This window comes from Kribbella sp. NBC_00889, assembly GCF_045207705.1.
Taxonomy (GTDB): domain Bacteria; phylum Actinomycetota; class Actinomycetes; order Propionibacteriales; family Kribbellaceae; genus Kribbella.
In genome coordinates this window covers 3,847,010-3,872,131 of record NZ_CP108783.1, presented here as the reverse complement: position 1 = coordinate 3,872,131, position 25,122 = coordinate 3,847,010, and the positions used below count along the sequence as shown (strand labels likewise).

Sequence of the window (25,122 nt, the reverse complement as noted above, 5' to 3'; positions counted from 1 at the left end):
TGTCATTCGTTGTCATGCTTGTGCCTGGTGTTCGCACCTGACTGCCCTGGAGAGTGTCTTGCAGCCGAAAGTCCCCGACAAGGGAAGTGTGACCCGGCGGGGGCTCGCAGTTCTGCGGGTCGCGATCTGGGAGGAGCCGTGGATCTTCGCCTTCTCCGTGCTCGCCGCCATGCTCTACGGCGCGATGACGGTGGCCATCGGCTGGGCGCTGGGCTGGGCGACCGAACACGTGCTCCGGCCCGCCTTCGAGACCGGTCACACCACCTTCGGTGCGATCGCCTCGCTGATCGGCCTGTTCATCGGGATCGCCATCCTGAACGCGATCGGCGTGGTCGGGCGTCGGCTCGGAGCCGGCGTGATGCAGTTCCGGCTGCAGGCGACGTACCGCCGCCGCGTCACCCGGCAGTACCTGAAGCTTCCGCTCGAGTGGCACCACCAGCACTCGACCGGCATGTTGCTGTCGAACGCCAACGCGGATGTGGAGTCGACCTGGTTCGTGATCGCTCCACTGCCGATGGCGATCGGTGTGATCGCGATGCTGGTGTTCGCGACCGTGGCGATGTTCGCGGCCGACCCCTGGCTCGCGCTCGTCGGCTGCCTGGTGTTCCCGCTGGTGTTTGTGGCGAACGTGATCTTCCAGCGCTACCTCCAGCCGCTCGCCACCCGGGCGCAGCAGCTCCGTGCCGACGTCTCCGAGGTCGCGCACGAGTCGTTCGACGGCGCGCTGGTGGTGAAGACGCTGGGTCGCGAGGCCGCCGAGACCGAGCGCTTCCGGGACCCGACGTACCAGCTCCGGGACGCGAACATCGCGGTGAACAAGGCCCGCGGCCTGTTCGACCCGGTGATCGACGGCCTGCCGCGGCTCGGTGTGCTTGCAGTACTGCTGGTCGGCGTCGTCCGGGTGCAGTCGGGTGGGGCGGACGCGGGTGACGTGGTCCAGGTGGCGTTCCTGTTCACGCTGATCGGCTTCCCGATCCGCGCGCTGGGCTGGGTGCTCGGTGAGTTGCCGCGGTCGGTCGTCGGCTGGGACCGGATCCAGCGGGTGCTGACCGCCGAGGGCGGGATCGAGTACGGCGAGGCGCGGCTGACCTCGACGAAGGCAGCCAGGTTGCAGGTGGCCGGCGTACGGTTCGGGTACCTGCCGGACCGCGACGTACTGGCCGGAGTGGACTTCATCCTCGACCCCGGACGGACCGTCGCGATGGTCGGGCCGACGGGCGCCGGGAAGTCCACGATGACCACGCTGCTGATGCGGCTGGTCGATCCGGAGCAGGGCGCGGTCAAGGTCGACGGGGTCGACCTGCGAGACCTGGCCCGCGACGAGCTGGCCGGGTCGGTCGCGCTGGTGGCGCAGACCGCGTTCCTGTTCGACGACACGATCCGCGGCAACATCACGCTCGGCGGCGACTACAGCGACGAGGACGTCTGGGATGCGCTGCGGATCGCCCAGGGCGACGGCTTCGTGAAGCAGTTGTCGGACGGCCTGGGCACCAAGGTCGGCGAGCGCGGTACGACGCTGTCCGGCGGCCAGCGGCAACGCATCGCCCTGGCTCGCGCGCTGGTACGGCGTCCTCGCCTGCTGATCCTGGACGACGCGACCAGCGCGGTCGACCCACAGGTCGAGGCGCGGATCCTGGCCGGGCTGCGGTCCGCCGTACAGGACGCCGACGCGGCGACGACCGTGCTGGTGATCGCGTACCGGAAGGCGACGATCTCGCTCGCGGACGAGGTGCTGTTCCTGGACGAGGGCCGGATCGCGGCGCACGGGACGCACACCGAACTGCAGGAGACGTCGGCCGCCTACCGGGATCTGGTCGACGCCTACGAGAAGGACGCGGAGCGACGCCAGGAAGAGGCGGATCTGGCCGCGGAGATCGACGATCTGGACTCGGAAGGAGCATCCGCGTGAGTGGGGCAGAAGCCAGCCGGTTGGACCACGGCGATGACGCCGGTGGTCTCGAGACCCTGCGGCAAGGGCTGAAGGTGTCGCCCGAGCTGGCGAACGGGTGGTGGGTCACCGGGATCCTCGCGCTGACCATGACCGCCGGGCGGATCGTCGTACCGATCGCGGTGCAGCAGACGATCGACAAGGGGCTGTCCGGTCCGGGCGGAGCGGACCTGTCGTACGTCGCCTGGATGTGCGTGGTCTGCACACTCGGCATCCTCGTCACGGCCGGAGCGTCGTACCTGACGACCGTGCGGCTCGCGATCAACTCCGAGCACGGGCTGGCGACGATGCGGATCAAGGCGTTCCGCCATGTGCACGACCTGCCGGTGCTGACCCAGAGCACCGAGCGGCGCGGCGCGCTGGTCAGCCGGGTCACGTCGGATGTGGACACGGTGTCGCAGTTCCTGCAGTTCGGTGGGTTCATCTTCCTGGTCAGCATCGGCCAGATGCTGCTCGCGACCGTGGTGATGTTCGTCTACTCCTGGCAGCTCGCGCTGGTGGTGCTGCTGTGCTTCATCCCGCTGTTCGCCAGCCTGAAGTACCTGCAGCGGGCGATGTCGAAGGCGTACGGCATCGTCCGGGCGAAGGTCGGCGAGATGCTGTCCGCGGTCGCCGAGCCGGTGGTCGGCGCACAGGTGGTCCGCGCGTACGCGATCGAGAAGCGGACGCAGGACCGGATCGACACCTCGATCGAGGACTATCGGAAGCAGGCGACGAAGGCTCAGGCGCTCACGGGGGTGACGTTCTCGATCGGCGGTCTGGCGGCGGGTCTGGCCAACGCCGGTGTGCTGTCGGTTGGTGTGCTGCTGGGTGTCGACAAGCAGGCGACGCTGGGGGAGCTCCTCGCGTTCATGTTCCTGGTGGCGCTGTTCTCCGACCCGGTGCAGATCGCGACGCAGGTGCTGACTGATGCGCAGAGTGCGTTCGCCGGCTGGCGGCGGGTGCTCGGGGTGATCGCGACACCGGCCGACGTGGTCGACCCGGGCGAGTCAGGGGTGAAGCAGCCGCGCGGGCCGATCACGGTCGAGTTCGCGGACGTGGACTTCGCCTACCCCGAAGGCGAGTTGGTACTGCGCGACGTCGGCGTACGGATCGAGCCGCATCGGCGGGTCGCGGTGGTGGGCGAGACCGGGTCGGGGAAGACGACGTTCGCGAAGCTGCTGACCCGGTTGATGGATCCGACCTCGGGTTCGGTGCTGCTGGACGACGTGGACGCGCGGGAGATCTCGTTCGAGTCGCTGCGCGAGCGGGTCGTGATGGTGCCGCAGGACGGCTACCTGTTCGACGCGTCGCTGGCCGAGAACGTGCGGTTCGGCCGGCCGGAGGTCACGGACGCGGAGTTGCTGACGGCCTTCGAATCGCTCGGCCTGACGGACTGGCTGGAGTCGCTGCCGGACGGACTGGATTCGCCGGTCGGGCAGCGTGGTGAGTCGCTGTCCGCGGGGGAGCGTCAGTTGGTCGCGCTGGTCCGGGCGAACATCGCGGACCCCGACCTGCTGGTGCTCGACGAGGCGACGTCAGCCGTCGACCCCGGCACCGAGGTCCGGGTCAACGCGGCATTGGAGCGGCTGATGACCGGGCGTACGTCCGTCACCATCGCGCACCGGTTGTCGACCGCGGAGGCGGCCGATGAGGTGCTGGTCTTCGACAACGGGGAGATCGTGGAGCGCGGCGCGCACGCGGAGCTGGTCGGCGCCGGCGGGGTGTACGAGCGACTGCACGACAGCTGGATCGCGCAGCGCAGCGTGGCCTGACCAGCTGGGCCTGACCGCTGGGCGAAGGGATGGAGCCGGGACCCGGGAGGGTGGTCCCGGCCGCACCCACGGTCATGCTCAGGAGGTCGGGGCAGCGCCGTTCTGCTGACCGGCTCCCGGCTGCGGCACCAGCAGGAACTCGACACCGCCCTTGTCGTCGACCGCTGCGTCCAGGATCTTGTCGTCCAGGGCGTTCGCGGCGTTCTGCTCCAGGAACACGCGTGCTCCGGCCTCCTCCACCACCTGGTCACCGGGCCGCGGCGCCTCCGTCGTCGTCACCGCGAGCGCCGGATCCGCCGGGTTCTCCTGCGAGATCCGCACCCCGGCCCCCTCCGGCGCGCCCTCGACCCCCGTGATGCTCTTGATCACCAGGGTCGCGTTCTCAGTCAGGGTAAGCACAGCCCACTCCATCCGTAGATTTCACTGAGCCCGCCCCGTGCCCGATCCCCCAGAACGCAAACACCACCCCGTGACTCGCCACCTTGAGCACCCACCACCCACAAATCCACGCCAAACATGGTCGACCCGTGCCCAAAGTCCGCGCGCTCGCCTTTCGAGCGGCGACCTTGGGCACCCACCATCCACGAACTCGCGTCGTGCGTGGTCGAGCCGTGCTCAAGGTCCCGCCGCGGGTGGGTGGTCAGGCGGCGTGCGGGGTGGTCGGAGTGGGGTGGGGGGCGCGCCAGGTGGGGGGTTCGCCGGAGCGCGCCTCGCCGCGGTGGAAGGCTGCTCGAAGCCGGGCGAACAGGTCCGACCTGGGGTCGACCGCATCTTCCCAGCCGAAGTGAACGAGCTCGATGCCCCGGTCGCTCAGCCGCTGGTCGCGTCGATGGCTCCGGCGCAGGAGGCGTCGGCGTTCCGCGGCACTGTCGGCCTCGTACTTCGCGAGTCCATCGGCTTCCGCGACCGTCCGGTACGTCGGCCACCAGAAATCGACCCGCTCAGGCATCCAGGCGACACCGTCGAAGAACTGGGCCTGGAGGACGGGCGCGGGCAGCCCTGCGGCGGCGAACGCGGCTCGCACGATCGACTCCAGCGCCGACTCCGACCTCGGATCGCCGAAGCCGATCGAGGCACGCGCCCGCCCAATGCCGGGCCAACGATGCTGACGTTCGACGACGGCGTCGAGTTCGGCCGGCGTCGTACCGATCGCCAACGCGTGATCGATGCTGACGATCGCCTCGCGAAGCGGCAGCTCCCGCGCTAGGTCGACGACGGTTCTGGCCGCGCTCGTGACCGGCAGGTCCCGGTGTCGCGAGAGATCGGCAGGTGTCAGCCCGGCACGTCGTACGACGATGTCCGGGCGGCGCTGGTTGCGCTTGGCCGCGGGTGGTCTGGTCAGCCACACGGCTCCCTCTGACGGGCCGGACAGCCGCCCGGCGTCAATCCAGGTCCGTACGCCGGCAAGCCGGGCCGCGCTGAAGTGGCTGACGACCGAACCCGGATAGGCGGCCTGAGCACAGACGATCCTCGCGATCTCCTCGTCGACGGCTGCGGCGAGATAGTGCCCGTGGTGGTGTTGTAGATGGCGGTTCCGGAGCAGACGGCGGAGGTCGGCATCATTGAGTCCGAGCCCCAGCAGCATCGATCGGCGCCGAGCCGTCAGCCGAGTCGCCAGCAGTCGCTCACGCACCCCGTCCCCGAGTCGTTCCACCCGACCCAGCCTGCCCTCGCCGTACCCCCGTGTGCACCCGACCTCTCGCTCGTCTGTGGACAACCACCCACTTTGTGCGCGGGGTAGCCGGAATTCGGTGCCGATAGTGGTTGGTGGGTGCTCAAAGTGGGTTTGGTGGGCGCGGCGGGGGAAACCAGGGTGCGGAGTGTCGGGGGCGTGGTGTGTGATGCGGGTATGGCGATTGTGTTGGGGATGCCGGGGGTTGATGAGCTGGGCAACGTTGTGCGGGTGTTGCGCGGGTGGCAGGACGATGAGGCTCCGATCCAGTTGCATCCGGGGGATCTCGGGTGGTTCTGGCGGTTCGGGGCGGAGCGGACGGCCGCTGCCACCAGGACGTGGAGCCGTGACGGCGAGGTTGTCGCGGCCGGGATGCTCGACGAGCCGGAGCTGATCCGCCTGGCGATCGCGCCGGATCTGCAGCATGACGAGGAGCTCGCACAGCAGTTGGCCGAGGACGTCTCCGCGCCGGAGCGCGGTGTCCTGATCGAGGGCAAGGTGTACGTCGAGGCCCCGATGGGCTCGCTCGTCCAGGACCTGCTGTTCAAGGACGGGTGGATGACGGACGACCCGTGGGTGCCGTTGCGTCGCGACCTGAGCGAGCCGGTGCCGGATCCCGGCCTCCGCGTCGACGTGATCGGGGCCGAGGAGGCGCACGAGCGGACGGCCGTGCAGCGGGCGTCGTTCGACGGCTCCACGTTCACCGACGCGCGCTGGCATGCGATGGCCGACGGCGTGCCGTACGCGGACGCGCGATGCCTGGTGGGGCGCAACGAGATCGGTGAGTCCGTGGCGGCCGTCACTGTGTGGTCGGCCGGGGAGGGCAGGCCGGGGCTGCTCGAGCCGATGGGGGTGCACCGGCTGCATCGCGGCCGCGGCTACGGCCAGGCCATCACGGTCGCGGCGGCGCGAGCCCTGCAGGACCTGGGCTCGTCCAGCGCGATCGTGTGCACGCCTGGCTTCAACGTCGGAGCCGTCGCCACCTACAAGGCGGCCGGCTTCGAGCAGTTGCCGGACAAGCGCGACCTGTACCGCAACGACTAGGCGGCCGCATCGACTAGGCGTACCGCAACGACTAGGCGGCCGCATCGACTAGGCGGCCGCATCGACTAGGCGGCCGCATCGACTAGGCGTACCGCAACGACCAGGCGTACCGCAACGACCAGGCGTACCGCAACGACTAGGCGGCCGCGTCGTCGGCGGCCCGGAGTACGCGGAGGATGTTGCCCCCGGCAAGCTTTGCCAGTTCGTCGTCGCTCCAGCCGCGATCGGCCAGGGCGCCGAACAGAGCAGGGTACGACGACACGTCCGGGAGCTCGACCGGGAACTCCGGGCACCCGTCGTAGTCGCCACCGACGCCGATGTGGTCGACTCCGGCGACCTCGCGCACGTGCTCGACGTGCTCGACCACATCGGCCAGAGTGGCGAGCGGCTTGGGCTTGCCGTAGATCTCGGCCAGCCGCTTCCTGGTCTGCGGTTCGTTCGGGTCCAGGCCCTGCTTCTCCGCCGCTTCGCGCGCTCCCGCGACCCAGTCGACGTACGCCTGGGAGACGAAGTACGGGACGAAGGTGACCATGCACACGCCGTCGTTGCGGGCGAGTGTCTCCAGTACGTCGTCCGGTGCGTTCCGGGGTACGTCGCAGACCGCCCGGGACGACGAGTGGCTGAAGATCACCGGCGCGCTGGTCACCCGCAGCGCGTGCCGCATCGTGTCGGGGGAGACGTGCGACAGGTCGACCAGCATGCCGATCCGGTTCATCTCCCGGACGACCTCCTCGCCGAAGTCGTTCAGTCCGCCAAGCACGGGCTCGTCGGTCGCGGAGTCGGCCCAGGACACGTTGTTGTTGTGGGTCAGCGTCATGTACCGGACGCCGAGCTCCCGCATCACCCGCAGTACGCCGAGGGACTCGCCGATCGAGTGGCCGCCCTCCATCCCCATCAGTGAGGCGACCCGGCCGGCCTTGATCGCCGCTTCGACGTCGGCGGCGGTCGATGCCAGCTGCAGCGCGTCGGGGAACCGCTCCACCAGCCGGAGCACGAAGTCGAGCTGCTCGAACGTCCGCCGGACCGAGTGCTCGTCCTGCGGGACCCACAGCGACCAGAACTGCGCGCCGACCTGTCCCTCTCGCAGCCGCGGCAGGTCCGTGTGGAGCTGCGGCACCGAACCGCTCAGGTCGTGTGCGTCCAGGTCGTAGTCGCACAACTCGTAGAACGCGATCGGCAGGTCGTTGTGCCCGTCGATCACCGGCTGCGCCGTCAGGACGTCCCGAACCCTCGCCTCACTCGATGTCATCTCGCCATCCTGACAGATTCTGCCCGCGGTCAGGCGGCGGCCGTGCATCGGCGACAATGGGTGGGTGAGCATCGACGAGCTGACCTTCGACGCGGCCGGGCTGATCCCGGCAGTGGTGCAGCAATACGACACGCGCGAGGTCCTGATGGTGGGCTGGATGAACGCCGAGGCGGTACGCCGTACCGCGGAGACCGGACGGAGTACGTTCTGGTCCCGCAGCCGGCAGGAGTACTGGGTCAAGGGCGAGACCAGCGGCCATCGTCAGCACGTCAAGCAGATCCTCGTCGACTGCGACGCCGACACCCTGCTGGTGCTGGTCGACCAGGAGGGCCCGGCCTGCCACACCGGGACCCGCAGTTGCTTCGAGCACGGCGAGATCGAGGTCAAGCCGTGAACCAGAGCGTCACCGAGACCACGATCGCGAAGGAAGCCGTGAACAGCCCCAGCCTCGAGACCTTCCGGGAGTACGCCAAGGACCGCCGTGTCATCCCGGTGACGCGCCGGCTGCTCGCGGACGCGGAGACGCCGATCGGTGTCTACGGCAAGCTCGCGGCCGAGCGCACGGGCACGTTCCTGCTCGAGTCCGCCGAGAACGGCGGGGTCTGGTCCCGCTACTCGTTCATCGGCGTCCGCTCCGCCGCGACCCTGACCGAGCGCGACGGCCAGGCCGTCTGGACGGGCAACCCGCCGGTCGGCCTGCCGGAGACCGGCGACCCGTTGCAGGCGCTGCGCGAGACGCTGGAGATCCTGCACACGCCCCGCCTGCCCGACCTGCCTCCGCTGACCGGTGGCATGGTCGGCTTCCTCGGGTACGACGCCGTCCGCCGGCTGGAGCGGTTGCCGGACACAACGACCGACGACCTCGGCCTGCCCGAGCTGACCTTCCTGTTCGCCACCGACCTGGCCGCTCTCGACCACGAGACCGGCGAGATCTGGCTGATCGCGAACGCGGTCAACTGGGACGACTCCGACGAGCGGGTCGACGAGGCGTACGCGGACGCGGTCCGCAGCCTCGACGCGATGGAGGCCGACCTGGCTCAGCCGACGCCGTCGTACGTCGTTCGCGCGGACCGCGGCGCGCAGCCGGATCCGTACCGGCAGCGGTCCAGCGCCGAGTACAGGGAGGCGGTGGAGCACGCCAAGGAGGAGATCCGGGCCGGCGAGGCGTTCCAGATCGTCGTGTCCCAGAGATTCGAGCTGCAGAACACCGCGTCCGCACTGGACGTCTACCGGGTGCTGCGCCGGTCGAACCCGAGCCCGTACATGTACCTGGTCCGCCTGGACGGCTTCGACATCGTCGGCTCGAGCCCGGAAGCGTTGGTGAAGGTCACCGAGAACAAGGTGATCCTGCACCCGATCGCCGGCACCCGCCGCCGCGGCGCCACCCCGGAGGAGGACCACGCGCTGGAGGAGGAGCTGCGCGCCGACGCCAAAGAGCGCGCCGAGCACCTGATGCTGGTCGACCTCGGCCGCAACGACGTCGGCAAGGTATGCGCCCCGGGCACGGTCGAGGTGGTCGACTTCATGGACGTCCGCCGCTACAGCCACGTGATGCACCTTGAGTCGACGGTCACCGGTCAGCTGGCCGCCGGGCGGACCGCGTTCGACGCGCTCACCGCCGCGTTCCCGGCCGGAACGTTGTCCGGGGCACCGAAGCCGCGGGCGATGGAGATCATCGACAAGCTCGAGGTGACCCGGCGTGGCGTGTACGGCGGCGTGGTCGGCTACCTGGACTTCGCCGGCGACGCGGACACTGCGATCGCGATCCGGACCGCGGTCCTGCGCGGTACGACGGCGTACGTGCAGGCGGGTGCGGGCATCGTCGCCGACTCCGACCCGGCGGCCGAGGACGCGGAGTGCCGGACCAAGGCGGCCGCGGTGCTGAACGCCATCGCCGTCGCGGGAACGTTCAGTGATGTGTGATGAAGCCGCAGCGACTGGTTGACCTGCTGGCTCTGGTCGGGCTCGTCCTGCTCGGGCTGTCGGCGTACCTGACCTGGTCCTCGGCCGATCCGGGCAGCGGGCGGCCGGTCGTGGATTTCAACGGTTACACCGTCACCAAGGCGCCGGTGACGCTCGCGCTGGCGTCGCTGGTCGCCGTTGTCGTCACCAAACTCGCCGGTACGGCGCTCCGGCGGGTGCTGAGCGCTCTGCTGCTGCTGATGGGTGTGGGCGCCATCGGTGTCGCGCTGCAGGTGCGACCGGGCTCGGACGAGCTGGGCAGGATCCGCCCAGAGCTGAGCCAGGCGCTCACCGACCACGTCTCCGTGACCGGAGGTCCGGCCCCGTGGTTCGCCCTGGCCGGCGGGGTGGCACTGGTCGCGGCGGGCCTGATCGCCTTGCTGACAGCGCATCGCTGGCGGCGCGCGACCGCTCGCTACGAGCGTGATCCGGCCGCCACACCCGCCGATCAGTGGAAGGCGATCGACGCGGGAGAGGACCCGACTCTCTGAGCTCGGCGGGCTACCGCCACAATAGGACGGGACGACGACGAGGAGTGGCGCCAACCATGGACAATACGACAGCCGATCAAGCGGTGACGCGGGTGAGCGAGGAGGCTCACGACCTGCACGGCAACAGCCCGGCGGCCTGGACCGCCGTGGTCATCGTGCTGGTCGCGTTCACGCTAGGGGCCATCGCAATGGTGCTCGGCCCGAACTGGCTGCTGTTCTGGATCTCGGTCGCGATCGCCGTACTCGGCGCGCTGACCGGCAAGGTGATGCAACTGCTGGGCTTCGGTGTCCCGGCAGACGGCCACCACTGAGGAGTTGACCGATGACGACTGTGCTTGACGACATTCTCGTGGGGGTTCGGGAAGACCTCGCGGAGCGCCAGGCGCGGGTCAGCCTGGACGATCTCAAACTGGAGGCGCAGCGCAAGCCCGACGCCAAGGACCCGATGCCGGTGTTCCGCGGCGACGGGATCGCGATCATTGCCGAGGTGAAGCGGTCCAGCCCGTCCCGGGGCGAGCTGGCCGAGATCAGCGACCCGGCCGCGCTGGCCGGGGAGTACGAGGGCGGTGGCGCCGCGGCGATCTCGGTGCTGACCGAGAAGCGCCGGTTCAACGGCAGCCTGGACGACCTGCGGGCGGTCCGCGGCCGGGTCGACGTACCGGTACTGCGCAAGGACTTCGTGATCTCGTCGTACCAGCTCTGGGAGGCCCGCGCGGCCGGTGCCGACATGGTGCTGCTGATCGTCGCGGCGCTGGAGCAGGAGGCGCTGGTCTCGCTGATCGAGCGCGCGCACTCGATCGGGTTGTGCCCGCTGGTCGAGGTGCACGACGAGGAGGAGACCCGGCGTGCGGTGGGCGCCGGCGCCCAGCTGATCGGCGTGAACAACCGGAACCTGAAGACCCTCGAGGTCGACCGGGACACCTTCGCCCGGGTCGCGCCGACCATCCCGGCCAACCTGGTCCGGGTGGCGGAGTCCGGGGTTCGCGGTCCGCATGATGTAATCGAGTTCGCGCGCGCCGGGGCCGATGTCGTCCTCGTCGGTGAAACCCTGGTGACCGGCGGCGATCCCCGTGCTTCGGTTGCCGACCTCGTCGCCGCCGGATCGCACCCCGCCATCCAGCAGCGGCACTAGAACCCCCCGCGCCGTAGGCCGGCCGGGGACTTTGGAAGGCTTTACGGATGAGTACTGTGCTGCCCGACCAGCTCGGGCACTTCGGCCGTTTCGGCGGCAGGTTCATGCCGGAGGCGCTGATCGCGCCACTCGACGAGCTGACCCGGGCCTGGCAGGAAGCCATGGCCGACGCGGAGTTCACCGGCGAGTTCGACCGGATGCTGCGTGAGTATGCCGGCGTCCCGAGCCTGCTGTACGACGCGACCCGGCTGTCCGAGGCGGCGGGTGCGCGGATCCTGCTGAAGCGCGAGGATCTGAACCACACCGGTGCGCACAAGGTCCGCAACGCGCTCGGCCAGGCGCTGCTGACCAAGCGGATGGGCAAGACCCGCGTGATCGCCGAGACCGGCGCCGGCCAGCACGGTGTCGCGACCGCGACCGCGTGCGCCTACCTGGACCTCGAGTGCGTGGTCTACATGGGCGAGGTCGACACCGAGCGGCAGGCCCTGAACGTGGCCCGGATGAAGCTGCTCGGCGCCGAGGTGATCCCGGTCAAGAGCGGCAGCCGGACGTTGAAGGACGCGATCAACGAGGCGCTGCGCGACTGGGTCGCCAGCGTCGACAAGACCCACTACCTCCTCGGTACGGCGGCCGGCGCGCATCCGTTCCCGGCGATGGTGCGCGACTTCGTCCGTGGCATCGGCGACGAGGCGCGGGTCCAGTCGCTCGAACTGCTCGGCAAGCTACCCGACGCCGCGGTCGCATCCGTCGGCGGTGGATCGAACGCGATCGGCCTGTTCGCCGCGTTCATCCCGGACACCGAGGTGAAGCTGTACGGCATCGAGCCGGGTGGTGACGGGTTCGAGACCGGTCGGCACGCGGCCACGATCAGCGCCGGGCAGGTCGGCGTACTGCATGGCGCGCGGTCGTTCCTGTTGCAGGACGACGACGGACAGACGATCGAGTCGCACTCGATCTCGGCCGGTCTGGACTATCCGGGGGTCGGGCCGGAGCACGCGTGGCTGGCCGAGACCGGGCGGGCGTCGTACCGGCCGATCACGGACGCCGAGGCGATGGAAGCGTTCCGGCTGCTGTCGCGGACCGAGGGCATCATCCCGGCCATCGAGTCGGCGCACGCGGTCGCCGGTGCGCTCGACATCGCCAAGGAACTGGGGCCGGAGGCAACCATCCTGGTGAACCTGTCCGGTCGTGGTGACAAGGACATGGACACCGCGAGCACGTGGTTCGGACTGATCGATGCGCCGGAGGCCGGTCGTGAGTGAAGTGGTTGCCCTGGGCAAGGCCGGGGCCGCGATCCGGAAGGCGAACGCCGAGGGCCGCGGCGCCCTGGTCGCGTACCTGCCGGCCGGTTACCCGTCGTACGACGGTGGGATCGACGCGATCAAGGCGCTGGTCGACGGTGGCGCCGACGTGCTCGAGATCGGTTTCCCGTACAGCGACCCGGTGATGGACGGTGTCACGGTCCAGCGCGCCTCCGAGGCAGCACTGGCCGGTGGGCTGCGGACCCGTGACGTCCTCAGCACGGTGGAGAAGCTCGCGTCGTACTCCGACGTGCCGGTGCTGGTGATGACCTACTGGAACCCGATCGAGCGGTACGGCGTGGACCGGTTCGCCGCCGACTTCGCCGGGGTCGGGGGAGCGGGGCTGATCACGCCCGACCTGATCCCGGACGAGGGCGCGGAGTGGATCGCCGCCGCGGACAAGCAGGACCTGGACAAGGTGTTCCTGGTGTCGCCGTCGTCGACCGACGAGCGGATCCGGATGACCACCGCCGCGTGCCGCGGTTTCGTCTACGCGACAGCGGTGATGGGGGTCACCGGGACCCGGGAGAAGCCGTCGGACCTGGCGGCGCCGCTGGTGGCGCGGACGAAGGCGGCCACCGGTGTGCCGGTCGGCGTCGGCCTCGGTGTCTCGAACGCGGACCAGGCCGCCGGAGTAGCGGCGTTCGCGGACGCGGTCATCGTCGGTTCGGCGTTCGTCAAGGTGGTCGAGGCCGGCGAGGGTCCGGCGGGTGTGCGAAGGCTCACGGAGAGCCTGGCCGAGGGTGTCCGCAGGGAACCCAGCACAGCCGCCGGTCGTTAGAACCGCCGTGAGTCGATCCAGGAACGCGGCACTCCTGCTGGCCGCGGTGGCTCTGCTGGCCCTCGCGGGCTGCAGTGGCGGCAAGGAAGAGGCGGACAACCCCGGTGGAGCGGTGATCCGCACCACTCAGGACCCGAACGGTCTGCGCGGGGCGGGCCTGGACCGGCCGTTCTCGATGCCCGCGGCGACCCTGACCGACACCGGCGGGAACCCGTTCAACCTGGTCACCTCGACCAAGAAGCCGGTCACGCTGGTGTTCTTCGGCTACACGAACTGCCCGGACGTCTGCCCGACCGTGATGGCCGATGTGGCGTCCGCGCTGACCAAGCTGGACCAGCCGGTGCGCGACCAGGTCCAGTTGCTCTTCATCACGACCGACCCGGCCCGCGACACCGGGCCGGTGATCCGTAAGTACCTGGACCGGTTCGACCCGTCGTTCGTCGGGCTGTCCGGTTCGCTGACCTCGATCAAGGACATCGCGCAGGCCCTCGGCGTAGCGGTGGAGGGGATGCAGAAGCTTCCCTCCGGCGGCTACGAGGTCGGCCACGGTGCCCAGGTGATCGGCTTCGGCAAGAACGACAAGGCGAACGTGCTGTGGTTGTCGAACGCCGCCATCGGCGACCTGGCGCACGACTTCGGGAAGCTGGTGGAGGACAACCAGTGAGTAAGTGGCGACAGCCGTGGTTCCCCTGGGTCTCCCTGGTGGCACGGCTCGTGCTGGGCGTGGTGATGCTGGTGGCGGGTGCGCTGAAGGTGACCGATCCGGAGACCGCGGCGCAGGCGGTCCGGGCGTACGAGATCCTGCCGAGCGGGCTGGTCTCGCCGGTCGGCTGGGGGCTGCCGTTCCTGGAGATCGCGATCGGATTGCTGTTGATCGTCGGTTTCGGTGTCCGCGCCGCGGCCGTGGCCGCGGGTGTTTTCATGATCGTGTTCATCGTCGCGGTAGCGTCCGCCTGGGCGCGCGGCCTCGCGATCGACTGCGGCTGCTTCGGCGGCGGCGGACAGATCGCCCCCGGCCAGACGAAGTACCTGCAGGAGATCCTGCGGGATGTCGGCCTGCTGCTGCTCGCGGCCTGGCTGTGGCTGAACCCTGTGAGTAAGTACGCCCTCGAGTCCGACCCATCCACCGAATCGTCCGCCCGGACAGGAGTCACCGCGTCGTGAGCAAGACCAAAGCCCCCGTGAATCCGCTGGTGCAGCAGACCAAGCGGCGGATCTCGCCCGGGATCATCGTGGTGATCGTGCTGGTGCTGGCCCTCGGAGCCGGCGTCGGCGTGCAGTACTGGCGCGGCCACTCCAAGGTCGAGGTGAGCTCGAGCGGGCGGCCCGAGCCGACCGTGATCACCGGCCCCGGCCAGGCCGGCAAGGGTGTCACCGTCGGCCAGGCCGGTGCGAAGGCGCACATCGACCTGTACCTCGACTTCCGCTGCCCGCACTGCGCGGAGTTCGAGGAGGCGACCGGCGCGACCATCGACAAGCTGGTGCAGGACGGCACTGCCACCCTGACCTACTGGCCGCTGGGCTTCGTCAACCCGGACGCCTCGCCGCGACTGGCCAACGCGTTCGCCGCCGCGGCCGCGAACGGCAAGGCGCTCAGCTTCGCCGACGAGATGTACGGCGACTTCAGCAAGTCCTGGACCACCGACCAGCTGATGGAGCTGGGCAAACAGCTCGGCATCGGCGACGCGACGTTCCAGCAGGCAGTGCAGGACAACACGTACGCCGGCTGGCTCGACAGCGTCTCCAAGGCGTCGGACGACCGCGGCGTGACCGGTACGCCGACCGTCTACGTCAACGACAAGCAGCTCGACGCCGACCAACTGACCGCGGAAGGCCTGCAGAAGGCCGTGGACGCGATCGCGAGCTGACGCACCGAGTCCCCATCGTGACCATGAGTTTCTGGTCGCGGTGGGACGGGTCGAGTAGCGTTCCCACTTGCCATGTCTAGTCTGATTCCCGCCGTGATGGTTCCGGCCTTCATCCCCAGCCCGAGCCAGGGTGTCTGGCACGTCCTCGACGTGCCGATCCGCGCGTACGCGCTGTGCATCCTGGCCGGCATCTTCGTCGGCTACTGGCTCGGCCGCAGGCGCTGGGTCGCCCGCGGCGGGTCGCCCACCGTGCTGGCCGACATCATGTTCTGGGCCATCCCGTTCGGCTTGGTCGGGGCCCGGATCTACCACGTCATCACCGACGCAGAGCTGTACTTCGGCGCGGGCCGGCACCCGATCGACGCGCTGAAGATCTGGCACGGCGGGCTCGGGATCTGGGGTGCTGTCGCGTTCGGAGCGCTCGGCGCCTGGATCGCCTGCCGGCGGGCCAAGGTGCCGTTCCTGGCGGTCGCGGACGCGATGGCGCCCGGGATCGCGCTCGCCCAGGTGCTCGGGCGGTTCGGGAACTACTTCAACCAGGAACTGTTCGGCAAGCCGACCGACAAGCCGTGGGGCCTGGAGATCGCGCCCGAGCACCGGCCGGACGGGTATGCGAACTTCGCCACCTTCCATCCGACGTTCCTGTACGAAGCGGTCTGGAACCTGGGTGTGGTCGCGCTGGTGATCCTGGTCGACAAGCGCTACAAGCTCGGCCACGGCCGCGCGTTCGCCCTCTATGTGGCCGGTTACACCGCCGGTCGCGCCTGGGTCGAGAACCTGCGCATCGACACCGTCAACCACTTCCTCGGCCTGCGGCTGAACGTGTGGACGTCGCTGATCCTGTTCGTCATCGCCGTCGTCTACTTCATCGTCAGCGCTCGCCTCCGGCCCGGCCAGGAGGACATCTCCGGCGGTCCCGCCGCCGGCAAGCCCACCGGCGACGAGGCGAAGCCCGAGACCGAGCCTGAGCCCGAGTCCGGGCCGGCGGCCGATTCGACGGTCGACGCTGAGCCTAAGGTTGAGGCGAACAGCACCAACGGTTCCGATCCAGACGGGTCTCGTGACTGACGTACCTGAGGTTTCTGCCGAGCATCACGGAGGTCACACCCATCGTGATGTGAACGGCGGCTGGCTGCGTCCGGCGGTGTTCGGGGCGATGGACGGCCTGGTGTCGAACTTCGCCCTGATCGCCGGTATGGACGGCGGGACCGAGTCCGGCTCGATGGTGATCGTCCTGGCCGGGTTGGCGGGCCTGGCCGCGGGCGCGTTCTCGATGGCGGCGGGGGAGTACACCTCGGTCGCCTCGCAGCGCGAACTGGCCCGGGCCGAGATCGAGGTGGAGCGCAAGGAGATCCAGCGCCACCCGGTCGACGAGGAGATCGAGCTCGCCGAGACCTACCGCGCCAAGGGCCTCGACCCGGACCTGGCCAGCAAGGTCGCCAAGCAGTTCCACACCGACCCCGACCAGGCCCTCGAGGAGCACGTCCGCGAGGAACTCGGCATCGACCTGCACGACCTGCCGAACCCGGTGATCGCGGCCGCGTCCTCGTTCGTCTGCTTCGCGGTCGGCGCCTTCATCCCGCTCCTGCCGTACCTCCTCGGCGCAGGCAGCGTCGTACCGGCGCTGATCATGTCGCTCACCGCGCTCTTCGTCTGCGGTGCCGTCGTATCCCGCGTCACCAGCAGGTCGTGGTGGTACTCCGGCCTCCGCCAACTGCTCCTCGGCGGCCTGGCCGCAGCCCTCACCTACTTCGTCGGAACGCTGGTCGGACCAGGCATCGGCTGACTGTGCGTGAACAGCCCGCTGTAGGCGTTCAGGGCAGGCTGGCCACCGAGGTGGGCGTAGAGGACGTTCGAGTCCTTGCCGATCTCACCTTCGCGGATCAGATCGATCAGCCCGGCCATCGACTTCCCCTCGTAGACCGGGTCGATGATCATCCCTTCGAGCTGCCCGGTCAGCCGGATCGCGTCCAGCGTCGACTGCACCGGGATGCCGTACAGGTCACCGGCCCAGCCCTCGAGCACGGTGATCTCGTCGTCGCGTAGCTCCCGGCCGAGCCCGATCAGCTCGGCGGTCGCGCGCGCGATCCGCGCCACCTGGTCGTGGGTCTCCTGCAGCTTCGCGCTCGCGTCGATCCCGATCACCCGCCGCGGCCGGTCCTGCCCGGCGAACCCCGCGATCATCCCGGCCTGCGTCGACCCGGTGACCGCGCAGACGATGATCGTGTCGAAGAACACGCCGAGCTTCTGCTCCTGCTGCGCGACCTCGTCCGCCCAGCCCGCGAACCCGAGCCCACCGAGCCGGTGGTCCGACGCACCTGCAGGGATGGCGTACGGCGTACCTCCGCGGGCCTCGACATCGGCGAGCGCTTCCTTCCAGCTGTCCTTGAAGCCGATCCCGAAGCCGGCCGGGTCGAGGCGGACCTCGGCACCCATGATCCGGCTCAGCAGGATGTTGCCGACCCGGTCGTTGAGCGCGTCGGGCCAGTCGACCCAGTTCTCCTGCACCAGCACGGCTTTGAGGCCGGCCTTCGCCGCGACCGCCGCCACCTGCCGGGTGTGGTTCGACTGATACCCACCGATCGACACCAGCGTGTCCGCACCCTGCGCGAGCGCGTCGGGCAGCAGGTACTCGAGCTTCCGCGTCTTGTTCCCGCCGTACGCGAGCCCCGAGTTGCAGTCCTCCCGCTTCGCCCAGATCCGGGCACCACCGAGGTACGCGCTCAGCCGGTCGAGCGGATGCACCGGGCTGGGCCCGAACAGCAGCGGGTACCGCGGGAAATCGGACAGTGCCATGGTTCCTCCCGAAACTCGATCGCCCGGCGCGACCGCCGTGACTAGGGTCGGCCAGATGTTCCCCGGCGAGATCGATGTCCAGCCGTCCACCTACCTCGACCGTCTCGGCACCATCTTCGCCCGCTTCGGCGCCGACACCCAGGACTCCGGCAACGTCTCGTACGGCGTACAGACCGGTGCGACCCGGTACTTCGTGAAGACCGCGGGCGACCCTGCGAACACCGAGCCCTATCTGGACTTCGACGGCCGCGTCGCCTTGCTACGGAACGCGGTCGCGCTCGCGGAGTCCGTCTCTCCCGGCCCTGCATGCGGTGGTCGAGTCATCTGGGGACCGCTCGTCGTCTACGACTGGCGTGACGGTGAACTCCTCCACCTGAACTCCGGCAGCGCGCACGAACGCTTCCGCGCCTTGCCGGTCGAGGAGATCCTGGCCGCGCTCGACACCCTCTACGACCTGCACGCCGACCTCGACGCCGCCGGCTGGGTGGAGGGCGACTTCTACGACGGCGCCATGCTGTACGACTTCCCGACCCGCCGGCTCACCGTGATGGATCTCGACACCTACCGCCGCGGTCCCCACCGCAACGACATGGGCCGCATGTTCGGCTCTCGCCGCTTCATGGCCCCCGAACAGCTCTCCCTGGGCGCCCCCATCGACACCCGGACCACGGCGTACGTCATGGCCCGCACGGCCGTCGTCCTCCTCTCCGAGCCGCCACCAGCGCTGTGCGCCGTACTCCAGGAGGCGACCACCACGCGCTTCCCGTCGTACGCCGCCTTCCACAGGGCCTGGCTGAGCGCTCGGGCGAGGTGAATTTCAGGTGATGTGGATGGTTCTCTCGAGGGGTTGCTGGGATGATTGAGGGCGAGGAGTGAGTATTTGCTTACTGTGGGTGAGTAAAGGCGTGGTGACGGTGGAATGGCAGTCCATCTGTCGAGCGCCATGAGGTAGTCTCGGGACACCCGGCTTGGGCCAATGTTGTCCCGCGGCCAGTTGTTGACCGTAGGACGACGGGAGCCCCTGAATGTTTGGTCGCGCCCCCTTCCCGAGCGAGGGACTGTACGACGGAACCCACGAGCACGACGCTTGTGGTGTCGCCTTCGTCGCCACCCTGACCGGTGAACCCAGCCACGACATCGTGGCCAAGGCCTTGACCGCCCTGCGCAACCTCGAACACCGTGGCGCCTCCGGTGCCGAACCGGACTCCGGCGACGGCGCCGGCATCCTGCTCCAGATCCCGGACGCCTTCTACCGCAAGGTGTGCGACTTCGAGCTGCCGGTCGCGCGCAGCTACGCCACCGGGATCGCGTTCCTCCCGACCGACGCCGACGACGCCACGAAGGCGATCGCGCGGATCGAGGAGCTCGCCGCCGAGGAAAAGCTGACCGTGCTGGGCTGGCGCGACGTGCCGACCTCCCCGGACCTGCTGGGTGCCACCGCTCGCTCGGTGATGCCGACCTTCAAGCAGCTGTTCGTCGCCGCGCGGGCCGGCCGGGTGCTCGGCCTGGCGCTGGAGCGGATGGCGTTCCGGCTGCGGAAGCGGGCCGAGAAGGAGACCGAGACCTACTTCCCGTCGCTGTCCGGCCGGACCATCACCTACAAGGGGATGCTGACCACCGACCAGCTGGACAAGTTCTTCCCCGAGCTGACCGACCCCGACCTCGCCTCCGCGATCGGCGTCGTGCACTCGCGCTTCTCCACGAACACGTTCCCGTCCTGGCCGTTGGCCCACCCGTACCGCTACATCGCGCACAACGGCGAGATCAACACCGTCCAGGGCAACCGCAACTGGATGCGGGCCCGCGAAGCCCTGCTCGCCAGCGACCTGATCCCCGGTGATCTCGAGCAGCTGTACCCGATCTGTACGCCGTCCGCGTCGGACTCGGCGTCGTTCGACGAGGTCCTGGAGCTGCTGCACCTGGGCGGCCGGTCGCTGCCGCACGCGATCCTGATGATGATCCCGGAGGCGTGGGAGAACGCGACCACGATGGACCCGGCGCGGCGGGCGTTCTACGAGTTCCACTCGACGCTGATGGAGCCGTGGGACGGCCCGGCGTCGGTGGTCTTCTCCGACGGCAGCAAGGTCGGCGCGGTACTGGACCGCAACGGCCTGCGCCCGTCCCGCTACTGGGTCACCGAGGACGGACTCGTCGTCCTGGCGTCCGAGGCCGGCGTACTCGACATCGACCCCGCGACCGTCACCGAGAAGGGCCGGCTCGAACCGGGCCGGATCTTCCTGGTGGACGTCGAGGCGCACCGGATCATCACCGATTCCGAGGTGAAGAACGCGCTCGCCACCGAGCACCCGTACGACGAATGGCTGCACGCCGGCCTGATCCGGTTCGAGGACCTGCACGAGCGTGAGCACGTGGTGCACAGCCACGCGTCGGTGACCCGGCGCCAGCAGGTGTTCGGGTACACCGAGGAGGAACTGCGGGTCATCCTCACCCCGATGGCCAGGGCCGGTGCGGAGCCGATCGGCTCGATGGGCACCGACACGCCGATCGCGGTGCTGAGCGACCGGCCGCGGCTGCTGTTCGACTACTTCGCGCAACTGTTCGCGCAGGTCACCAACCCGCCGCTGGACGCGATCCGCGAGGAGCTCGTCACCTCGCTGTCGTCGTCACTCGGCCCGGAGGCGAACCTGCTCAGCCCGAGCCCGGCGTCCTGCCGGCAGGTGGTGATCCCGTTCCCGGTGATCACGAACGACGAGCTCGCCAAGCTGCGCCACATCAACCTCGACGGAGACATGCCGGGCCTGGCCACCACGGTCCTGCGCGGGGTGTTCGACGTCGAAGGCGGGGGCGAGGCGCTGAAGGCGCGGCTCGAGGAGATCTGCGCCGAGGCAGACGCCGCGATCAAGGACGGCGCCCGCATTCTGGTGCTGTCCGACCGCCATTCGAACGCGGACAGCGCGCCGATCCCGTCGCTGCTGCTGACCGCCGCGGTTCACCACCACCTGGTCCGGGAGAAGACCCGCACGCAGGTCGGCCTGGTGGTCGAGGCCGGCGACGTCCGCGAGGTCCACCACGTAGCCCTGCTGATGGGGTACGGCGCTGCCGCGATCAACCCGTACCTCGCGCTGGAGGCGGTCGAGGACCTGTGCCGCCGCGGCACCTACCTGCCCGGTGTCGAGCCCGAGCAGGCCGTGCGCAACGTGGTGAAGTCGCTCGGCAAGGGCGTTCTCAAGGTGATGTCGAAGATGGGCGTCAGCACGGTGGCGTCGTACACCGGTGCCCAGATCTTCGAGGCCAACGGCTTGGCGCCGGACCTGGTCGACACCTACTTCACCGGTACGTCGTCCAAGCTCGGCGGCGTCGGCCTGGACACGATCGCCGAGGAGGTACGCCGCCGGCACCTGCGCGCGTACCCAGCGGACGGCATCCTGCCGGCGCACCGCAAGCTGGAGATCGGCGGCGAGTACCAGTGGCGGCGTGAGGGCGAGCCGCACCTGTTCGACCCGGACACGGTGTTCCGGCTGCAGCACAGCACCCGGACCGGGCGCTACGACATCTTCAAGCAGTACACGGCCCGCGTGGACGAGCAGTCCGAGCGGCTGATGACGCTGCGCGGCCTGTTCGGGTTCGACTCCGACCGCGAGCCGATCCCGGTCGAGGAGGTCGAGCCGGTCAGCGCGATCGTCAAGCGGTTCTCCACCGGTGCGATGAGCTACGGCTCGATCAGCGCCGAGGCGCACACCACGCTCGCGATCGCGATGAACCAGCTCGGCGGCAAGTCGAACACCGGTGAGGGCGGCGAGGACTCCGACCGTCTGCACGACCCGGCCCGGCGGAGCTCCATCAAGCAGGTCGCGTCCGGCCGGTTCGGCGTGACCGCGGAGTACCTGACGAACTCCGACGACATCCAGATCAAGATGGCGCAGGGAGCCAAGCCGGGCGAGGGCGGTCAGCTGCCCGGCAACAAGGTCTACCCGTGGGTGGCGAGCACCCGGCACTCGACGCCGGGCGTCGGCCTGATCTCACCGCCGCCGCACCACGACATCTACTCGATCGAGGATCTGGCCCAGCTGATCCACGACCTGAAGAACGCGAACCCGGCCGCGCGCGTTCACGTGAAGCTGGTCTCCGAGGTCGGCGTCGGCACGATCGCGGCGGGTGTCAGCAAGGCGCACGCGGACGTCGTACTGATCTCCGGCCACGACGGCGGTACCGGTGCGGCTCCGTTGACGTCCCTGAAGCATGCGGGTGGTCCGTGGGAGCTGGGCCTGGCCGAGACCCAGCAGACCCTGCTGCTCAACGGGTTGCGCGACCGCATCGTCGTACAGACCGATGGGCAGTTGAAGACCGGCCGGGACGTGGTCGTCGCGGCGCTGCTCGGCGCCGAGGAGTACGGCTTCGCCACCGCACCGCTGGTGGTGTCCGGCTGCATCATGATGCGGGTCTGCCACCTGGACACCTGCCCGGTCGGCGTCGCGACCCAGAACCCGGTCCTGCGCGAACGGTTCTCCGGCAAGCCGGAGTTCGTGGTGAACTTCTTCGAGTTCATCGCCGAGGAGGTCCGGGAGTACCTTGCCCAGTTGGGTTTCCGGTCCCTGGACGAGGCGATCGGGCACGCCGAGGTGCTGGACATCCACCGCGCGGTCGACCACTGGAAGGCCGACGGCCTGGACCTGTCCCCGATCCTGCACGTGCCGGCGCTGCCCGAGGGCGCCTCCCGGCACCGGGTCGTCGAGCAGGACCACGGCCTGGACAAGGCCCTCGACAACGAACTGATCCGGATCTGCAAGCCGGCGCTCGACAGCGGCGAGCCGGTCCGGGCACAGCTGCCGATCCGCAACGTCAACCGGACCGTCGGCACGATGCTCGGCCACGAGATCACCAAGCGGTACCGCGCGGCCGGTCTGGCCGACGGCACCATCGACCTGACCTTCACCGGGTCGGCCGGCAACTCGTTCGCCGCCTTCGTCCCGAGCGGTGTCACGCTCCGGCTCGAGGGTGACGCCAACGACTACGTCGGCAAGGGCCTGTCCGGTGGCCGGGTGGTGATCCGGCCGGACCGGGTCGCGCGGTTCGACGCCGCCGACCAGATCATCGCCGGCAACGTCATCGCGTACGGCGCGACGTCCGGTGAACTGTTCATCAGTGGTGGCGTCGGGCAACGGTTCTGTGTCCGGAACTCCGGAGCCACCGCGGTCGTCGAGTCGGTCGGCGACCACGCCTGCGAGTACATGACCGGTGGGCGCGTCGTCGTACTGGGCGCCGTCGGCCGGAACTTCGCGGCGGGCATGTCGGGCGGCGTGGCCCACGTGCTCGATCTGGACCGCGCCCTGGTGAACCCGGAGCTGGTGGACCTGCTCCCGCTCACCGAGGACGAGTCCGAACTGTTGCAGGACCTGGTCCGCCGGCACCACGAGGAGACCGGATCGGAACGGGCGGCCAAGCTGCTCGCCGACTGGGCCGCGGCCGAGGTCAGGTTCACCACGGTGATGCCCCGCGACTACGCCCGGGTGCTGGCGGCCAAGGCGGCCGCCGAGCGGGACGGGCTGGACGAGGACGCCACCACGCGAGCGATGATGGAGGCCATCTGATGGCTGACCCGAAGGGCTTCCTGACCACCCCGCGCGAGGTCGCCGACCGGCGGCCGGTGGGCGAGCGGGTGCAGGACTGGAAAGAGGTCTACCCCGGTGGACCCGGCAAGGCGCTGCTGCCGATCATCACCAAGCAGGCCGGCCGCTGCATGGACTGCGGGATCCCGTTCTGCCACAGCGGCTGCCCGCTGGGCAACCTGATCCCGGAGTGGAACGACCTGGTCTGGCGGGACGACTGGTCCGGTGCGATCGAGCGGTTGCACGCGACGAACAACTTCCCGGAGTTCACCGGCCGGCTCTGCCCGGCACCCTGCGAGCCCGCGTGCGTGCTCGGTATCAACCAGGACCCGGTGACGATCAAGAACGTCGAGGTCGCGATCATCGACAAGGCCTGGGAGAGCGGTGACGTCAAGCCGCAGCCGCCGGAATGGCTGACCGGCAAGACGATCGCCGTCGTCGGCTCCGGTCCGGCGGGTCTGGCCGCCGCCCAGCAGTTGACCCGGGCCGGCCACACCGTCGCGGTGTACGAGCGGGCCGACGCGCCCGGCGGCCTGCTGCGGTACGGCATCCCCGAGTTCAAGATGGAGAAGATCCAGGTCGACCGCCGGATCCAGCAGATGAAGGAGGAGGGCACGGTCTTCCGCTCCGGCGTGAACGTCGGCGTGGACGTGACCGGCACCCAGCTCAAGCAGCGGTACGACGCCGTCGTCATCGCGACCGGTGCCACCGCGGCCCGCGACCTCCCGGTACCGGGCCGCGAGTACGGCGGCATCCACCAGGCGATGGAGTACCTGCCGCAGTCGAACCGGGCCTCGCTCGGACGGACCGTCGAGGACCAGATCGTTGCCACCGGCAAGGATGTGGTGATCATCGGTGGCGGTGACACCGGTGCGGACTGCCTCGGCACCGCGCACCGGCAGGGCGCCCGCTCGGTGACCCAGCTGGAGATCATGCCGCGGCCGTCGGACGACCGCCCGTCCGGGCAGCCGTGGCCGACGTACCCGATGATCTACCGGGTCGCCTCGGCGCACGAGGAGGGCGGCGACCGGGTCTACTCGGTCTCCACCGTCAACTTCGAGGCCGATGCCGAGGGCAACGTTTCCGGGCTGAACCTGGTCGAGGTCGAGTTCAAGGACGGCCGGTTCGTCCCGGTCGAGGGCACCGAGCGGACCATCCCGACGCAGCTGGTGCTGCTCGCGATGGGCTTCCTCGGGCCGGAGCGCGAGGGCTTCCTCGAGCAGCTCGGTGTCGACCTCGACGAGCGCGGCAACGTGAAGCGGGACAAGAGCTACCAGACCTCGGTCGAGGGCGTCTTCGCCTGTGGCGACGCCGGCCGTGGTCAGTCGCTGATCGTCTGGGCCATCGCCGAGGGCCGCTCGTGCGCGAACGGCGTGGACACGCTCCTCACCGGTTCGTCGACCCTGCCCACCCCGATCCCGCCGACGGCCCGCCCACTCGCGGTCTGAACCCGGGACATGAAATGCGGGCTGCAGGCAACAAACCGTTGCGTGCAGCCCGCACCTGTGTGAACGACCGGCAACAGCCGCCCGGTTGGAGATGCGACGACTTGACCAG

The 25,122-nt window shown here is 69.5% G+C and carries 22 protein-coding genes; 18 read left to right on the top strand and 4 right to left on the bottom strand.

Annotated elements, in window-relative coordinates; all coding sequences use genetic code 11:
- Positions 1-88 precede the first annotated feature (88 nt).
- Together OG817_RS18850 and OG817_RS18845 are read left to right on the top strand one after the other, a co-directional pair.
- Positions 89-1,909 (top strand): ABC transporter ATP-binding protein, encoded by a 1,821-nt coding sequence (locus OG817_RS18850; protein WP_406056350.1) that lies wholly within the window; start codon positions 89-91, stop codon positions 1,907-1,909.
- The gene (locus OG817_RS18845) at positions 1,906-3,702 is read left to right on the top strand and encodes an ABC transporter ATP-binding protein (RefSeq protein WP_406056348.1); all 1,797 of its coding nucleotides are present in this window, start codon (positions 1,906-1,908) and stop codon (positions 3,700-3,702) included. Before OG817_RS18850 ends, OG817_RS18845 begins: the two co-directional genes overlap by 4 nt.
- Positions 3,703-3,780: 78 nt before the next feature.
- Here the strand turns inward: OG817_RS18845 and OG817_RS18840 are convergent, their stop codons facing one another.
- Both OG817_RS18840 and OG817_RS18835 read right to left on the bottom strand, forming a co-directional pair.
- Positions 3,781-4,101, bottom strand: a complete 321-nt coding sequence (locus OG817_RS18840) for a Fe-S cluster assembly protein HesB (RefSeq protein WP_131351896.1) — start codon at positions 4,099-4,101, stop codon at positions 3,781-3,783.
- 241 nt (positions 4,102-4,342) lie between these two features.
- Positions 4,343-5,356, bottom strand: a complete 1,014-nt coding sequence (locus tag OG817_RS18835; RefSeq protein WP_406056346.1) for a hypothetical protein — start codon at positions 5,354-5,356, stop codon at positions 4,343-4,345.
- Between the two features lie 195 nt (positions 5,357-5,551).
- Between OG817_RS18835 and OG817_RS18830 the strand changes: the two genes are divergently transcribed.
- A complete protein-coding gene (locus tag OG817_RS18830; protein WP_406056344.1) occupies positions 5,552-6,418 on the top strand; it encodes a GNAT family N-acetyltransferase in 867 nt (288 codons plus the stop codon).
- A 136-nt stretch (positions 6,419-6,554) separates the two neighbouring features.
- Here the strand turns inward: OG817_RS18830 and OG817_RS18825 are convergent, their stop codons facing one another.
- The gene (locus OG817_RS18825; RefSeq protein WP_406056342.1) at positions 6,555-7,667 is read right to left on the bottom strand and encodes a dipeptidase; all 1,113 of its coding nucleotides are present in this window, start codon (positions 7,665-7,667) and stop codon (positions 6,555-6,557) included.
- A 64-nt stretch (positions 7,668-7,731) separates the two neighbouring features.
- On the opposite strand from OG817_RS18825, the gene hisI reads away from it, so the two are divergent.
- The 12 genes from hisI (at position 7,732) to OG817_RS18765 (ending at position 16,988) form a co-directional block, all read left to right on the top strand.
- Positions 7,732-8,061 carry a phosphoribosyl-AMP cyclohydrolase gene (gene hisI, locus OG817_RS18820; RefSeq protein ID WP_360452871.1) on the top strand — a complete coding sequence of 110 codons (330 nt, stop codon included), beginning with the start codon at positions 7,732-7,734 and terminating at the stop codon, positions 8,059-8,061.
- Positions 8,058-9,590 (top strand): anthranilate synthase component I, encoded by a 1,533-nt coding sequence (locus OG817_RS18815; protein ID WP_406056339.1) that lies wholly within the window; start codon positions 8,058-8,060, stop codon positions 9,588-9,590. The genes hisI and OG817_RS18815 overlap by 4 nt, the downstream gene beginning before the upstream one ends.
- Complete coding sequence (locus OG817_RS18810) at positions 9,590-10,120, top strand: Trp biosynthesis-associated membrane protein (RefSeq protein ID WP_406056337.1); 531 nt, start codon at positions 9,590-9,592, stop codon at positions 10,118-10,120. The genes OG817_RS18815 and OG817_RS18810 overlap by 1 nt, the downstream gene beginning before the upstream one ends.
- Before the next feature lie 56 nt (positions 10,121-10,176).
- Complete coding sequence (locus OG817_RS18805) at positions 10,177-10,431, top strand: HGxxPAAW family protein (protein ID WP_360452876.1); 255 nt, start codon at positions 10,177-10,179, stop codon at positions 10,429-10,431.
- Positions 10,432-10,442: 11 nt separating this feature from the next.
- Positions 10,443-11,252, top strand: coding sequence for an indole-3-glycerol phosphate synthase TrpC (trpC, locus tag OG817_RS18800; RefSeq protein ID WP_360452878.1), 810 nt, complete (start codon positions 10,443-10,445; stop codon positions 11,250-11,252).
- Positions 11,253-11,299: 47 nt separating this feature from the next.
- Complete coding sequence (gene trpB, locus OG817_RS18795; RefSeq protein ID WP_396389721.1) at positions 11,300-12,514, top strand: tryptophan synthase subunit beta; 1,215 nt, start codon at positions 11,300-11,302, stop codon at positions 12,512-12,514.
- On the top strand, positions 12,507-13,334 hold the full coding sequence (trpA, locus tag OG817_RS18790) for a tryptophan synthase subunit alpha (RefSeq protein WP_396389722.1): 828 nt from the start codon (positions 12,507-12,509) through the stop codon (positions 13,332-13,334). The genes trpB and trpA overlap by 8 nt, the downstream gene beginning before the upstream one ends.
- A gap of 7 nt (positions 13,335-13,341) precedes the next feature.
- A complete protein-coding gene (locus tag OG817_RS18785) occupies positions 13,342-13,998 on the top strand; it encodes an SCO family protein (RefSeq protein ID WP_406056334.1) in 657 nt (218 codons plus the stop codon).
- Positions 13,995-14,498, top strand: a complete 504-nt coding sequence (locus tag OG817_RS18780) for a MauE/DoxX family redox-associated membrane protein (RefSeq protein ID WP_396389724.1) — start codon at positions 13,995-13,997, stop codon at positions 14,496-14,498. Before OG817_RS18785 ends, OG817_RS18780 begins: the two co-directional genes overlap by 4 nt.
- Complete coding sequence (locus tag OG817_RS18775; protein WP_406056332.1) at positions 14,495-15,202, top strand: DsbA family protein; 708 nt, start codon at positions 14,495-14,497, stop codon at positions 15,200-15,202. The genes OG817_RS18780 and OG817_RS18775 overlap by 4 nt, the downstream gene beginning before the upstream one ends.
- A 72-nt stretch (positions 15,203-15,274) precedes the next feature.
- Entirely contained in the window at positions 15,275-16,270 is a 996-nt protein-coding gene (gene lgt / locus OG817_RS18770; RefSeq protein WP_406056330.1) for a prolipoprotein diacylglyceryl transferase, read from the top strand.
- Positions 16,263-16,988: a VIT1/CCC1 transporter family protein gene (locus tag OG817_RS18765; protein ID WP_406056327.1), complete on the top strand. Its 726-nt coding sequence runs from the start codon at positions 16,263-16,265 to the stop codon at positions 16,986-16,988. Before lgt ends, OG817_RS18765 begins: the two co-directional genes overlap by 8 nt.
- Here the strand turns inward: OG817_RS18765 and OG817_RS18760 are convergent.
- On the bottom strand, positions 16,949-17,998 hold the full coding sequence (locus tag OG817_RS18760; protein WP_406056325.1) for a 1-aminocyclopropane-1-carboxylate deaminase: 1,050 nt from the start codon (positions 17,996-17,998) through the stop codon (positions 16,949-16,951). The genes OG817_RS18765 and OG817_RS18760 overlap by 40 nt on opposite strands.
- Before the next feature lie 55 nt (positions 17,999-18,053).
- Between OG817_RS18760 and OG817_RS18755 the strand changes: the two genes are divergently transcribed.
- The 3 genes from OG817_RS18755 (at position 18,054) to OG817_RS18745 (ending at position 25,013) form a co-directional block, all read left to right on the top strand.
- The gene (locus OG817_RS18755; protein ID WP_406056322.1) at positions 18,054-18,812 is read left to right on the top strand and encodes a hypothetical protein; all 759 of its coding nucleotides are present in this window, start codon (positions 18,054-18,056) and stop codon (positions 18,810-18,812) included.
- Between the two features lie 211 nt (positions 18,813-19,023).
- Positions 19,024-23,547 carry a glutamate synthase large subunit gene (gltB, locus tag OG817_RS18750; protein WP_406056320.1) on the top strand — a complete coding sequence of 1,508 codons (4,524 nt, stop codon included), beginning with the start codon at positions 19,024-19,026 and terminating at the stop codon, positions 23,545-23,547.
- The gene (locus OG817_RS18745; RefSeq protein WP_396389731.1) at positions 23,547-25,013 is read left to right on the top strand and encodes a glutamate synthase subunit beta; all 1,467 of its coding nucleotides are present in this window, start codon (positions 23,547-23,549) and stop codon (positions 25,011-25,013) included. The genes gltB and OG817_RS18745 overlap by 1 nt, the downstream gene beginning before the upstream one ends.
- Positions 25,014-25,122 lie beyond the last annotated feature (109 nt).